The following is a 13421-nucleotide window of genomic DNA, read 5'->3' on the forward strand; positions in this document are numbered from 1 at the left end:
TGTCCTAGATGTTGAAAGCTGGTTCGATGACTTTGGAGAAGAAGCTGCGGGTACGTTCTTCGCGGGGGTTGGCGAAGATGTCCTGCGGTGTGCCGGCTTCGACGATCTGTCCCTGGTCCATGAAAACCACGGTGTCCGCGACGTCCCGGGCAAAGCCCATCTCGTGGGTCACGATGATCAGCGTTGTGCCGGACTTGGCGAGTTCCCGGATGACGTCCAGTACCTCGTTGACGAGTTCAGGGTCCAGCGCGGAGGTGGGCTCGTCGAAGAGCAGGATCTTGGGATCGAGCGCCAGGGCACGGGCAATCGCGACGCGCTGCTGCTGGCCGCCGGAGAGCTGGCGCGGGTAGGCGTCGGCCCGGTCCTTCAGGCCCACGCGGTCCAGGAGTTCCAAGCCACGCTTCCGGGCCTCGGCCTTGGAGCGCTTCTGCGCCACGATCGGCGCCTCGATGACGTTCTCCAGCGCCGTAAGGTGCGGGAACAGGTTGAAGCTCTGGAACACCATGCCAATGTGGGTGCGCTGCTTGAGGATGTCCTTCTCACGCAGTTCGTGGAGCTTGTTGCCGCGGACCTCATACCCCACCAGTTCGCCGTCGATGGTGATGTAGCCGCCATCCACCTTTTCCAAGTGGTTGATGGTCCGGAGCAGGGTGGACTTGCCGGAGCCGGACGGACCGACGATCACAGCGACGCCACCCGGCGGAACGGACAAGGAAACACCCTTGAGGACCTCGGTGACGCCGAACGATTTGCGGACGTTGGCGATGTCCACCTGGCCACGGGTGGCTTGCTGGTCAGCAGAGGCGGGCCGGGCCGTCGTCGTGCCCGCTGATGCGGCAGCCGAAGTTTCAGCCTGAGTCTGGTGTGCGGCCTGTGCCGTGGTGGTGGATTCCTTGCGTGCAGCGATGATGCTCATCGGGCGTCCTTCGTGGGAGAGGCGGCAACGTGGGTGGCAAAGAACTTCCGGGCCTTCTGCAGGGGCGTGAGCGGCAGGGTCCGGAGGGCGCCCTTGGAGAAGTGGCGCTCAATGTAGTACTGGAAGACGCTCAGCACCGAGGTGATCACCACGTACCAGAGCGTGGCGACGAGCAGCAGCGGCAGCACCTGCTGGGTCCGGTTGTAAATGACCTGGACCGTGTAGAAGAGCTCGGAGTAGGCCAACACGTAAACAATGGAGGTGCCCTTGACCAGCCCGATGATCTCGTTGAACGCGTTGGGCAAAATGGCGCGCATGGCTTGCGGCAGCACGATCCTGGTGGAGCGCTTCCACGCCGGGATGCCCAAAGCCGACGCAGCCTCAAGCTGGCCTTGGTCCACGGAGAGGATGCCGCCGCGGATGATCTCCGCCGAGTAGGCAGCCTGGTTAAGCGTGAGGCCCAGGACAGCTGCGGCGAATTGGCTGATGAGCGTGGTGGTTTGGGCTTCGAAGAAACGGACGTCCGTGAAGGGGATGCCCAAGCTGATCTTCTCGTAGAGGTAGCCCAGGTTGTACCAAAGCAGGAGCTGGACCAGCAGCGGCGTCGAACGGAAAATCCAGGAGAACGTCCAGGACACCGAAACCAGCAGCGGTGAGGCCGACAAGCGCATGAGGGCGAGGATGAAGCCAAGCACGAAGCCCAGCACACCGGAAATGGCTGTGAGCTTCAGGGTCTCGATGAGTCCGTTGACCACCGACTGGGCCGTGAACCACTCGGCCACCACTCCCCACTCCCAGCGGGGGTTGGTGACCAGCGACCAGGCGATGGCAGCGACACCGGCGGCAACCAGCACGGTGCCCACCCATCGCCACGGATGGCGGGCAGGGACAAGCTTGTACTCGGAGTAGTCCGGGGTGGGCGGTGCAGTGTCCGCCGTGGCAGGCGGTGCGATTGCACTCATGCGCCACCTCATTTCAGATCGGTTGTTGTCTATCGGATGGCTGCCAATCTAGGGCGGCGCCAAACCCTGCAGCAAGGCGGGAATTTGCACTTCTTCACTGGACTTCGCGCGGCTTCTTCGGGGTTCTCACGGCGTCACAATCGCTGACACCGGCCGTCTTATGCGTCGTGGTTTTGCGTGCGTTGACGTTGCGTGACGTGCAGTGAACGGCGGTTACCCGCTGCTCGACCGGCGTCCCCCAAGCTCCCTAGATTGGGCTGCACCACCCACTGTTTTTCAGGAGATCCCATGCCGTCACGAGTTCCCGCCATCGCCTTCATCGGCGGCGGCCCGCGCACGGCCGGCGTCCTCGAACGATTGGCCGCCAACCGGCCCGCGCTGTTCGAGGGCCCCCTGCACCTCCACGTCATCGAACCCCACGAACCCGGTTCCGGGAGGATCTGGCGTTACGACCAGGATCCCGGCCTGCTCCTGAACTCCACCGCCGCGGACGTCACCATGTTCACTGACGCTTCTGTTGCCTGCGATGGACCGTCCCTTGACGGCCCCGGCCTGTCCAGCTGGGCCGCGGGTGTGCTGGATGGCACCATCCGGGACGTTCCTGCGCTGGAGCCGCACCTGCTTGAACAGCTCCGCTCCCTGACGCCAGCGTCCTTTCCCACCCGGCAGCTGCAGAGCAAATACCTTGAGTGGTTCTTCCGCCGGGCTGTCGCCAGTCTCGGCCCCGACGTGACAGTGACCGTCCACCGGGACACGGCCACCGCCGTCGCGCCCGCAGCGGCTACGAACCCCGACGCCGGTGCGCACCGCGTGCGGCTGGCTTCCGGCGCGGAGGTGACGGCCGACGTCGTGGTTTACGCGTTGGGCCACACCGACTCCGCCCTTGACGACGAGTCAGCCCGGATCAGCGAGTTCGCTGCCCGGCACGGCGGGTTCCATGCGCCGCCGTCGTACACCACGGACGTGGACTACAGCGGGGTCAAGGCCGGGCAGGACGTGATCGTGGCCGGCATGGGTTTGGCGTTCGTGGACCTGCTGGTGCTGTTGTTCGAGGGCCGGGGTGGCCGCTTTGAAGAAAGGCCCGACGGCGAACTGGACTATGTGCCCTCCGGCGCCGAGCCGCGCGTCTGGGCCGGGTCACGGCGCGGAGTGCCGTACCACTCCAAGATCTCCTCCACCCTGCGCGGGGAGCCGATTGCGCGGCCGCGATACTTCACCGCTGATGCCATCGACGCGCTGCTTGCGGAGCACCACGAGCTCGATTTCCGCACGCAGTTGTGGCCGCTGATTGCCAAGGACGCCGGCTACGCGTACTACCGTGAGCTGTTCACCGGTTACCCGGAGCGGGTCCTGGGGACGTGGACCAGCTTCGAGTCGCGGTTCGACGCCGTCGACTGGTACAGCGCCGCCCGGGAGGAACTGGTGAACTTCTCCGTGCCGGACCCCGCGTTGCGGCTCGATCTTGAGAAGCTTGACCACCCGCTCAGCGGCTGCGCTTTCGCCGACCATGACGCCGTGCAGCGCTCCGTAGCTGCCTACATCCAGAACGACCTCAACCTCCGCACCAGCCCCGACCATTCGGAAACCCTGGCCCTGTTCACCGCATTGCTGTTCGTGTACATGGACCTCGGCAGGCTGGTCCCCCAGGAACGGCTCAATGCCCGCTCCCAGCAGGCCATCCACGGCTGGTGGCACGGATTCTTCAGCTTTGTGGACTCCGGTCCGCCGTCGCACCGCCTCCGCGAGATGCTTGCCCTGCACCGTGCCGGACTCCTGAAATTCCTGGGGCCGGGCATGTGGGTTCGTACGGACGAGTCCGTTGGACGGTTCGTGGCCGGGTCTTTCCAGTCGCCCGTTGTGGTGGATGCGTCGGCCTACATTGAGGCGCGGTTGCCGTCTGCATCCGTGGAACGCTCAGCGAATCCCGCCTTGGCAAACCTGCACGACGCCGGATGGGGCACCGAACAGAGGCTGCTCACCTCTGAGGGCGCCCACTCCACCGGCAAACTCCTGGTCTCCGGGAATCACCAGGTCCTGTCCCCTGTTGGTACACCACAGAATGGTTTATTTGCTGTGGGCCCATGGACCTCCGGTTGGGGCGCGGGAGCGTTCGCCCGTCCCAACACCAACGCCGCCCCCTTCAGGGAGAACGACGCCTTGGCGCGCCGGCTCCTGACCACCGTTGCTGCCACGCTGGAGGGGGCCGGCATGAGTGCCTCAGCCTCAGTACCAGCGCCCCTTCCCAACCAGCCATCCCAACCAGCCATCCCAACCAGGGGACAGCAAACGCCGCACTGGACCGTCATTACACCATCAGCTGACCCCTCCTTGGGTTCCACCTACGAAAGGCCTGACATGACCACCACCCCCACCCTGCCGACGTCGGGCCTTACCGTCCTCAGCCTTCCCATGCGCGATCCCCGCGTTCGCCCGCTCCTGGACGAGCTCGCCGTCGAATACGAGACCCGCTACGGCAACCTGTTCGGCACAGGCGGCGCAGCGGAAGAATTGAGCCGCTACCCGGCCGAGGAATTCGAAGCTCCGCACGGAGCGCTGATCATCATCCAGGAAAACGGCGAGTCTGTGGCCGGCGGCGCCTTCCGCCGCTACGACGAGCACACGGCCGAACTCAAGCGGATCTGGACCCATTCAGCACACCGTCGCCGCGGCCTGGCCCGCCTGGTTCTGACTGAACTGGAGAATGAAGCCCGTCGCCGCGGGTACCGGAAGCTGTACCTGACCACCGGCCCGCGCCAACCCGAGGCCAAGAATCTGTACCTTGCCACTGGCTACCGGGCGCTGTTCGACCTCGCCGCTGACCCCGAAGAAATCAAGCATTTGGCCTTCAGCAAGGATCTTGCCTTGCAGAGCTAAGCTATCCGCATGGCCAACGAACCCAACGCAACAACTGCCGAAAAACTCGCCACCATCCAGCAGGGGTACACCTTGGAAGGTGCCACCATTGAACTCGGCGCCGCAATCGTTGACGGCGAGATCCATAAGGAAGCGCAGGTCCGCCTGCCCCTCGCCATGATGAACCGCCACGGCTTGGTGGCCGGCGCCACCGGTACGGGCAAGACGGTCACCCTGCACATGATCGCCGAACAGCTTTCGACGGCGGGCGTTCCGGTTTTCCTCGCAGACATTAAGGGCGATCTGTCCGGGCTGGCGACGCCGGCCACGGGCAGTGAGAAGCTGTTGGCACGTACCGAGGCACTCGGCCAGCAGTGGCAGGCCAAGAACTTCCCGGTGGAGTTCCTTTCGCTGGGCGGAGACGGCCACGGAATTCCTGTCCGCGCCACCATCACTTCGTTCGGGCCCATCCTGCTCTCCCGGATCATGGACCTCAACGACACCCAGGAATCCAGCCTCCAGTTGATCTTCCACTTCGCGGACAAGAACAACCTGGAACTGATCGACCTCAAGGACCTCCGCGCCGTCATCCAGTTCCTCACCTCGGACGAGGGCAAGGCAGAACTGGAGAACCTTGGCGGACTCTCCAAGGCCACGGCCGGTGTGATCCTGCGCGAGCTCGTCACCCTTGAAGCGCAGGGCATGGAGAAGTTCTTCGGCGAACCCGAATTCGATACCGCCGAGCTTCTCCGCACCGCCCCGGACGGCCGCGGCGTGATCAGCTGCCTCGAGCTCCCCACGTTGCAAACCAAGCCGCTCCTGTTCTCCACGTTCCTCATGTGGCTCCTCGCGGACCTTTTTGAGGATCTTCCCGAAGCCGGCGACCTGGACAAGCCCAAGCTGGTCTTCTTCCTGGACGAGGCCCACCTTCTGTTCAACGGCGCCTCCAAGGCCTTCCTGGAAGCCATCACCACCACCGTGCGCCTCATCCGTTCCAAGGGCGTGGGCATCTTCTTCGTCACCCAAACGCCCAAGGATGTTCCTGCCGACGTCCTCGGCCAGCTGGCCAACCGCATCCAGCACGCCCTGCGAGCCTTCACCCCCGAAGACGCCAAAGCACTCAAAGCCACCGTGTCCACGTTCCCCGTGAGCGACTACGACCTGGAAAAAACACTCACCTCCGCGGGCATTGGCGAGGCAGTCATCACCGTCATGAACGAGAAAGGCGCACCCACGCCAGTGGCTTTGACCCGACTCCGGGCTCCGGAGTCCGTCATGGGGCCCAGCACCGACGAACTGGTCACCAGCACGGTGGCTGCGTCCTCGCTGTTGGTGAAATACGGCACGGCAGTGGACAACCTCTCGGCCTACGAGAAACTCAACGGCAACACCGCAGTGCCCACTGGGGACGCTGCGCCGGGGTTGCCGCCGGTACCAGCTTCCTCATCGGGCGCCTCCCAGGCCGACATCGACGCCGAGGCACGCCGCATCGAGGAGGAAATCCTCGGCCGCCCGAGCTCACGGAGTTCGACACCCGAGTCGTACCCGGCGCCCCCGGCCCCCGCCCCTGCTCCGCAACAAGCCCCCCAGCAGGACGGAATGTTCGGGGACATCGCAGGGGCGCTTGGTGGAGCCTTGGGCGGTGGGCTCAAGAGCATGGTCCGTTCCATGGGGACTCAGCTCGGCCGCGATCTCATGCGGGGTGTCTTCGGCACCTCCTCACGGCGTCGCCGCTAGCCCTTCCGGGCTCCCACAACCACGACGACGGGTGGCGGCACCGCGTGCTGCCGCCCGCCGTCGAGCCTTCTCCACACGATGGATATAAGTCAATCGGAGGTCTTCCTGCACAGCGATTGCTGCCGCGGCAGGTAACGTAAAGGGCGTGCAGTTGAGTCAAGCATTCGTCAAGACCGCAGCCGGATGGCTGCTCGGTCTAATGCTTGCTGCCGCCGGGGCCATCGTCTGCATCAACTTGGTGAGCTCGTCCGTTGCCAGTCCCCAGCAGCCCGTCAAGGAGTATCTGGAAGCCCTGCAGAAGGGCGAAGGCGAGCAGGCACTTGGACTGCTCCGCGCTAAAGTCCCCAGCGCCAACGCCGCCATGCTCGACGGGACGGCCTTGCAAACTGCCGCTTCCAAGATGTCGGACGTCAAGGTGGGCAACCCCGAAGCACGGGGCAACAACCGGATGGCCGTGCCCGTCGACTACACCTTGGACGGCAGCCGACTCCACACCGAGTTCCTGATGGAACGGACCGGGACACAGTGGCTGTTCTTCGGGAAGTGGGCGTTCGTGCCCACCACGCTGCCCACCATTGACGTCACCGTGGTCAACTCCAGCGAGGCCACGCTCAACGGTGTGCCCGTAAACATGCCCAATGGCCGCAACACTTTCGCCGTGTTCTTCCCCGGCAAGTACGAGGCAAGCCTGAACGGCACCTACTTCGAAGCCCCCGCTGCGTCGGCCCTGGTGACCACCCGCGATGGCGGCTTGGCGCCCCTGAACCTGCAGACCCGCTCCACGAAGGCCCTGAACGAGGCCGTCGCCGGGAAGGTCCGCGAGTTCCTGGACACCTGCGCCGCCCAAGCAACAGAGCAACAGCGCCTCCAGCCCGACTGCCCGTTCTACCACGCCAGTAACGCGCGCGTCGTGGACGGAACCATCAAATGGGAAATCACGGATTACCCCAAAATCACCATCGAGCCCTTCGGCGGCAAATGGGTGGTGGCGCCTTTGAACGGCAAGGCCAAGCTGACCGCCAGGGAGATCGATCTGTTCACCGGCTTCGGCAAGGACCTCAACGTGGAGCACGATTTCAGCTTCACCACACAACTGGACACCAGCAAAGACACCGTGACGGTCACCCCGCTGCTGACGTTCTAGTCGTCGTGCCGCCCACGTTTGACGGGGCACCATTCCTGACCAGGGTATTCCTGACAAGACCGTTCCTGACAAGACCGACAGCATGAGAATGGCCCGGGCTATCCCCTGAGGGGCAACCCGGGCCATGTCAATCAATAAGGCTTAGTCCATGCCGCGCAGGTCCAGCACCAGCTCGGATTCACCGTCTGCCTGCAGGATCACAGGGATGCCCCAGTCCTGCTGGTAGAGGTGGCAGGCTGCGTGGTCCGGGATTTCGCCGTCTTCAGTCTCGGGTCCGTCACAGGCAGCAGCCCGGGCAGTGATGTGCAGGATGCCCTCCGGAACATCGGCGGACAACTCAAGGGTGCGCAACAGTCCCACAGACGTCCCGCCTCCAGAGACCAGCAGTTCAGGCGGCGTGGAGGAAATCTTCAACTGCGTCGGGTCACCCCAGCGGTCATCCAGCTTCTGTCCAGTGGGAGCCTTGAACCGGACTGCGAGCTCCAGGTTTCCTGGCGTGACCGGGCTCTTTGGCCGGTGCGTCTGCGACGCACCCTCATCCACCTGCTGGGCTTCCTTGGGAATCGGCACCAGGACAAGCTGGTGCTTGTTGGACTCCACCACGATCAGCAGCGGATCGCTGCCTTCCACCTGAACCACCACCACGTCACTGGGCTCAGCGAGGCCCCTGGCCAACGTGGAAACAGACTTGGTAGCGGGGTCGTACCGGCGCACGGCACCGTTATAGGTGTCGGCGATGGCTACGGAGTTGTCCGGCAGTACGGTGACCCCCAGGGGGTGCTGGAGTCGCGCTTCACCGGCTGCACCGTCACGGAACCCGAAATCGAACAGGCCCTTGCCTACTGCGGTCTCCACGGTCACGCCCGAATCGCTGACAACCAAGCGACGCAATGACGACGTTTCCGAGTCAGCCACCCAGATGTTGTCTTCGCCGTCGATCGCCAGGCCTGACGACTGGGCGAACCAGGCTTCCTCGGCCTTGCCATCCAGCAGGCCCTCAAGCCCGGAGCCGGCAAGGATGGAAACCTCGTTGGCCAAGGGGTCGAAAGCGAAGATCTGGTGCGTTCCGGCCATCGCGATGACAACGCGCTGCAACTTTTCGCTCCACACCACATCCCATGGCGAGGACAGGGAAACCTCGGTACCGAGACCCAGCGCCCCAACATCGATGGCGTCGGCAGCAAAGTCGTCCGGACCGCCGTCGTGGTGTTCAGACCAGGTGCCTGCGCCCGTGTCCGTCACGCGGGCGGGACCAGCGTCGAGCAGTCGCTGCACGCCGTTGCCGGCGAGCGTCTGCACGTAACCCGAGCTCAGCGTGACTCCCCGCAGGCGGTGGTTGACGGTATCGGCGACCACGGCGTCGTAGCCCAGCTTCCAGGCGAGTTCCGACGGCAGCAGGGTCACGCCCTGAGGTTCGTTGAACTGTGCGATCTCCGATTGTCCGTCCAAGTACCCCTTGGTGCCGGAGCCGATGACGCGCTCCACGGTCTCCAAGTCGGGGCGTAGCTCCACCAAGCGGTGGTGGCCGGAGTCCACCACCAGGTAGTTGCCGTTGGCGAGCTGCGTGGCCTTTCCGGGGAAACGCAAAGTGCCCGACGTCGGCACCGGCGCCACGTACGGACCGTTACCGCGGTGGAGGGTCCCCTTGGCTTCGTGCTCAGCCACGAGTTCCTCCAGCAGGACTGCCAGTCCGTCTGCGTGGCCTTCACCGGAAAGGTGGGCCACGATGTAGCCCTCGGGATCCACCACAACCAGGGTTGGCCATGCACGGGCTGTGTAGGCCTTCCACGTGGCGAGCTCGGGATCATCCAGGACCGGGTGGTGGATTTCGTAGCGCTCAACAGCGGATGCCAGTGCCACGGGATCCGCCTCATGCTCGAACTTGGGCGAATGCACGCCGACCGTCACCAGGACGTCCGAGTACTTTTCCTCGAGGGGGCGCAGCTCATCCAGCACGTGCAGGCAGTTGATGCAGCAGAAGGTCCAGAAGTCGAGCAGCACGATCTTTCCGCGCAAGGACTCGAGGTCCAGGGATTTGCCGCCCGTGTTGAGCCAGCCGCGGCCCTCCAGTTCGGAGGCCCGGACCCGGTGTTGGGTACGTACGGTTTCGCTCATCAGCGTCCTTCCAGCTTGGTGTTTCGTTCGTTCTGCCCGGTGGTGCTGTCCGGCTGGACCGCGCCATCTTGCTCCGGTGCGCTGTCGTTGGCGGAGTGTTCGGCCGTGACCGTCCGGGTGGGTTCGGCCGTGGCCGTCCGGGTGGCTTGGGCTGTTCGGCCGGCCATCTTGGCGTCGCGGTCAGCAAGCCGGGCAAACATATCGTTGTAAGCACTGAGATCGGCGTCGTTATTCCTGTCGGCTGCCCGATCCACCCTGCGGGTCTCCCGTTCGTCCGAACGCGACCACATCACGGCCACGCCAATCGCCACCAGCAACGTAGGTACTTCGCCGATGCCCCAGGCCACGGCACCGCCCAATTGCTGGTCTCCGATGGCTGACGGCCCCCAGGCTCGGCCAAGGTTTCCGAAGTAGTCAGCGGCAAGCAACCCGGTGCCGCCCATGATGGCCACTCCGAAGAAGGCGTGGAAGCCCATGGTGGCCAGCAGGAGCAACAAGCGCATCGGGTACGGAGCGCGACGAGGCAGCGGATCGCTGCCGATCATGCTCAGCACGAAGATGTAGCCCGTCAGCAGGAAGTGGAGGTTCATGAGTTCGTGACCCACGTGCTCACGCATCGCCAAGCCGAAGAGATCCGAGTAGTAGAACAGGACAATGGAACCCGCAAAGTTTGCCGCGGCGAACAACGGGTGCGTCACTACCTGCGAGAACTTGGAATGCACGAACAGCAGCAACCACTCCCGCAGGCCGCGCGAACCGTGGGCGCCTTCGCCCCTGGCCGGAAGTGCACGAAGAGCAAGGGTCACCGGGGCGCCGAGGACCAGGAAGATAGGCGCCACCATGGTGAGGGCCATGTGGTCCACCATGTGCGCGGAGAACAGCACCCGTCCGTAGACGGCGGGCGGACCGGAGGTGATGTACGTGAGCACGATCAGGCCGATCAGCCAGTTCACCGTGCGGAACCAGGACCACTTGTCGCCACGCCTGCGTACCTTGACGATGCCGAGGATGTAGGTCACAGCACCGAACAGCGCTACACCCACCCACAGCCAGTCGAAGCGCCATTCCGTGAGCCAGCGCTCGGGGGTGAGTTCAGGCGGCAGTTCGTAGCCGGAGAGAATGAACGACGGCGACGCATCCGGTGCGTAGGTGGTGGGCTGCGGCGGAGCCGATCGCCCCAGCGCAACGGCGAGTCCCGACGTCGCGCCCATCACCAGCAGTTCAACCAAAACCAGCTGCCACAGCACGCGGCGGGCAGACATGGACCCGTTCTTGCCGAGCTGCGGAATGACCCACTGCCGGTGCATGAACCCGATACCACCCAGCACCAGCGTGGCCAGCGATTTCGCAAGGATGAGTTGGCCGTAGGGTGAGCCGAAAAGGTCGGCGGGGTTGGTGACCCTGATGGCTGCGTTGATCACGCCCGAGGCGAAGACCAAGACAAAGGCGAAGCCCGCCAAGGACGAGAAGCGCCTCAGCGTCTGTTCCGTGATGTCCTGGGTTCCCTTGCTCCTGGTCCCTGTGAGAATCCCCGAGAGGACCGCCAGCATGATGATGCCGCCCACCCACGTGGAGACACCCACCAGGTGGAGGCCCAAGGAATTGATGGCACCCTCGTGGTCGCTGGAGCTCGAGGAGTGACCGATGAGGGCAGTGGGAATCAGGCCGATGAGGGCCAGCAGGAGCGTGAACGCGAGCCCGGTCAACGAACGGACCCCGAACAGCGCAGTGGTTACCACGGCCGCGATGATGGTGACGGCGAGCCAAGCCTTGCCTGTCTCGATGTCGGTCATGAAATACACCAGCGAGCGGGTGAACTCGGCATCGCCGGAAAGACTCTGGCCGGCGACGTCTGCGTAGGTGAGGACGAGGACCGCGACGGCGGACAACGTCCATGCCGCGCCGGCGGCAGCGGCTACTGCGAGTGCGCGCGCGAAGGCTGGATGCTCGGGCGCGTCAAGGTCCTTCTCGCGTGATCGCGATCCGCCGAGGTTCTTGGGCAGGATGCCGACGGCGAAGATCAAGCCGCCAACCACCGTGGCCACAGACACGTTGTGGATGGCCTTCGCAAAGGGAAGTCCCCACCGGACCAAGGCGCCGGGGTCGGAAACCTGGCGTGCGGCTGAGGCTCCCGAGAAGATCAGTGCTGCGGCAAGTGCCAGGAACAGTACTGCCAGGCCGGCAAGCTGCCACGGAAGCGAAATGCCCGCGACTGCAGTCCCTCCCCGCGCTCCCGGCTTGGGAGCAGGCGAAGGGGCAGTTGCGGAACTTCTTGCTGATGGCACTTATCCATTGTCCGCTACCTGCCGCCGGGCTGCGAATCGGGAGGGCGCTATGTGCATTAACTCAAAAGCAGAAGGGACGGCAACCAACAGGTTGCCGTCCCTTCCAGGCGTTCGCCGAAGAGAAGTTACTTCTTCTTGGCGACAGCTGCCTTCAGCTTGGAGCCAGCGGTCAGCTTGACGCTGTGGCCGGCTGCGATCTGGATGGTCTCGCCGGTCTGCGGGTTGCGGCCGGTGCGAGCTGCACGGTCGGTGCGCTCAACTGCGAGCCAGCCCGGGATGGTGATCTTTTCGCCAGCGGCGACAGAAGTCTCGAAAACTTCGAACAGTGCATCGAGCACGGAGTTGACTGCTGCCTGGCTGGTGCCAGCCTTGCCTGCTACCTCTGCAACGAGTTCACTACGGTTCTTAGCCATTTACGTCCTCCTGGACTCATACGTTTTTGAGCTTTCAAGCGGAATGCGAGCAAGCCACTGTTCGAAAACTTACCAGCTTGGGCTGGCATGGCCAGCAAATTCCGCGTGTTTCCGCGCCTTTTTGACCAAAATCACCGGATTTTCGGGGTTTTTAGGGCCTCTTTACGCCCTTGGCGTACCCTACGGCGTGGGCTGCTGTTGCCGGTCAGAAAAGAATGCGTTGAAACAAGACGTGATCCTGCCACTCTCCGGCAATCCGCAGGTAGTCCGATGCCAGCCCAATCTTCTCGAAGCCGCACCTCTTCAGCACAGCCTGGGACGCTCCGTTGTGGACCAAGGTGGCGGCCTGGATGCGATGGAGTCCAAGGTCTTCCGCGGCCATCATCACGACGGCGGATACCGCACCTGACGCTGCGCCCCGACCGGTCCACGCCTCATCGATCCAGTAACCGAGGTTGGCATTCAAGAACGGTCCGCGGACGATCCCCGTGAGGGTGATCATGCCGATGATGTCCTTGCCGGTTGCCACCACCCAGGGCAACTCACTGCCTGCTTCTGAGAGCGCAAGTTTGTCCTGAATCACCGACTCTTGTCCGGCTGTGGTGAAGAAAGGCTCGGCGTGTTTAGGCTCCCATGGCGCCAGGTGTTCACGGTTCCGGAGGTAGGCAGCGGCCAGCGCGTCGGCGTCCGAGACTTCCAGCGGACGTATGAGGACCTGTTCGTCCCCCGGTGAAGCGATGGTCAGGGCACGCGTGAGATTCATCCCAACTCTACCGGTGGCTCAGGGTTAGCGGGCCCGGGGTCTGCCTGCTTGTTGTGTGGGTGTTAAAGGTGAAGAGCCCCGACCTGTGGTCGGGGCTCTTCGAATGGTTGTCCGGCGGTGTCCTACTCTCCCACACCCTCCCGGGTGCAGTACCATCGGCGCTGTGGGTCTTAGCTTCCGGGTTCGGAATGGGACCGGGCGTTTCCCCCACGCTATGACCGCCGTAACTCTGT

9 protein-coding genes, 1 rRNA gene and 1 pseudogene are annotated in these 13421 nt (G+C 64.0%); 4 read left to right on the forward strand and 7 right to left on the reverse strand.

Annotated elements, in window-relative coordinates:
• Positions 1-4: 4 nt before the first annotated feature.
• Together ACR30Z_RS16470 and ACR30Z_RS16475 are read right to left on the reverse strand one after the other, a co-directional pair.
• Positions 5-916, reverse strand: a complete 912-nt coding sequence (locus ACR30Z_RS16470) for an amino acid ABC transporter ATP-binding protein (RefSeq protein ID WP_434373607.1) — start codon at positions 914-916, stop codon at positions 5-7.
• Positions 913-1878 carry an amino acid ABC transporter permease gene (locus tag ACR30Z_RS16475; RefSeq protein WP_175538632.1) on the reverse strand — a complete coding sequence of 322 codons (966 nt, stop codon included), beginning with the start codon at positions 1876-1878 and terminating at the stop codon, positions 913-915. The genes ACR30Z_RS16470 and ACR30Z_RS16475 overlap by 4 nt, the downstream gene beginning before the upstream one ends.
• Positions 1879-2166: 288 nt before the next feature.
• Between ACR30Z_RS16475 and ACR30Z_RS16480 the strand changes: the two are divergent.
• The 4 genes and pseudogenes from ACR30Z_RS16480 to ACR30Z_RS16495 all read left to right on the forward strand — a co-directional run.
• Positions 2167-4071, forward strand: a pseudogene (locus tag ACR30Z_RS16480) (FAD/NAD(P)-binding protein); the annotation flags it as partial.
• Between the two features lie 162 nt (positions 4072-4233).
• Complete coding sequence (locus ACR30Z_RS16485; RefSeq protein WP_144649132.1) at positions 4234-4752, forward strand: GNAT family N-acetyltransferase; 519 nt, start codon at positions 4234-4236, stop codon at positions 4750-4752.
• Positions 4753-4761: 9 nt separating this feature from the next.
• Positions 4762-6468 carry a helicase HerA-like domain-containing protein gene (locus ACR30Z_RS16490; protein ID WP_434373608.1) on the forward strand — a complete coding sequence of 569 codons (1707 nt, stop codon included), beginning with the start codon at positions 4762-4764 and terminating at the stop codon, positions 6466-6468.
• Positions 6469-6583: 115 nt separating this feature from the next.
• On the forward strand, positions 6584-7612 hold the full coding sequence (locus tag ACR30Z_RS16495) for a hypothetical protein (RefSeq protein ID WP_434373619.1): 1029 nt from the start codon (positions 6584-6586) through the stop codon (positions 7610-7612).
• 141 nt (positions 7613-7753) lie between these two features.
• On the opposite strand, the gene ACR30Z_RS16500 is transcribed toward ACR30Z_RS16495, so the two are convergent.
• The 5 genes from ACR30Z_RS16500 to rrf form a co-directional block, all read right to left on the reverse strand.
• Positions 7754-9727 (reverse strand): NHL domain-containing thioredoxin family protein, encoded by a 1974-nt coding sequence (locus ACR30Z_RS16500; RefSeq protein ID WP_434373609.1) that lies wholly within the window; start codon positions 9725-9727, stop codon positions 7754-7756.
• The gene (locus ACR30Z_RS16505; RefSeq protein ID WP_434373610.1) at positions 9727-12012 is read right to left on the reverse strand and encodes a cytochrome c oxidase assembly protein; all 2286 of its coding nucleotides are present in this window, start codon (positions 12010-12012) and stop codon (positions 9727-9729) included. The genes ACR30Z_RS16500 and ACR30Z_RS16505 overlap by 1 nt, the downstream gene beginning before the upstream one ends.
• A 125-nt stretch (positions 12013-12137) precedes the next feature.
• Positions 12138-12425 carry an HU family DNA-binding protein gene (locus tag ACR30Z_RS16510; protein ID WP_011776355.1) on the reverse strand — a complete coding sequence of 96 codons (288 nt, stop codon included), beginning with the start codon at positions 12423-12425 and terminating at the stop codon, positions 12138-12140.
• Positions 12426-12630: 205 nt separating this feature from the next.
• Positions 12631-13188 carry a GNAT family N-acetyltransferase gene (locus ACR30Z_RS16515; protein WP_434373611.1) on the reverse strand — a complete coding sequence of 186 codons (558 nt, stop codon included), beginning with the start codon at positions 13186-13188 and terminating at the stop codon, positions 12631-12633.
• Between the two features lie 109 nt (positions 13189-13297).
• Positions 13298-13414 (reverse strand): 5S ribosomal RNA (gene rrf / locus ACR30Z_RS16520).
• Positions 13415-13421 lie beyond the last annotated feature (7 nt).

The organism is Paenarthrobacter sp. FR1 (genome assembly GCF_051106045.1).
Classification (GTDB): Bacteria; Actinomycetota; Actinomycetes; order Actinomycetales; family Micrococcaceae; genus Arthrobacter; species Arthrobacter nitroguajacolicus_A.

Excerpts from the sequence above, each read along its gene's own strand:
- ACR30Z_RS16470 (WP_434373607.1), bottom strand. The coding sequence starts at position 916 with ATGAGCATCATCGCTGCACGCAAGGAATCCACCACCACGGCACAGGCC.
- ACR30Z_RS16475 (WP_175538632.1), bottom strand. The coding sequence starts at position 1,878 with ATGAGTGCAATCGCACCGCCTGCCACGGCGGACACTGCACCGCCCACC.
- ACR30Z_RS16485 (WP_144649132.1), top strand. The coding sequence starts at position 4,234 with ATGACCACCACCCCCACCCTGCCGACGTCGGGCCTTACCGTCCTCAGC.
- ACR30Z_RS16490 (WP_434373608.1), top strand. The coding sequence starts at position 4,762 with ATGGCCAACGAACCCAACGCAACAACTGCCGAAAAACTCGCCACCATC.
- ACR30Z_RS16500 (WP_434373609.1), bottom strand. The coding sequence starts at position 9,727 with ATGAGCGAAACCGTACGTACCCAACACCGGGTCCGGGCCTCCGAACTG.
- ACR30Z_RS16510 (WP_011776355.1), bottom strand. The coding sequence starts at position 12,425 with ATGGCTAAGAACCGTAGTGAACTCGTTGCAGAGGTAGCAGGCAAGGCT.
- ACR30Z_RS16515 (WP_434373611.1), bottom strand. The coding sequence starts at position 13,188 with ATGAATCTCACGCGTGCCCTGACCATCGCTTCACCGGGGGACGAACAG.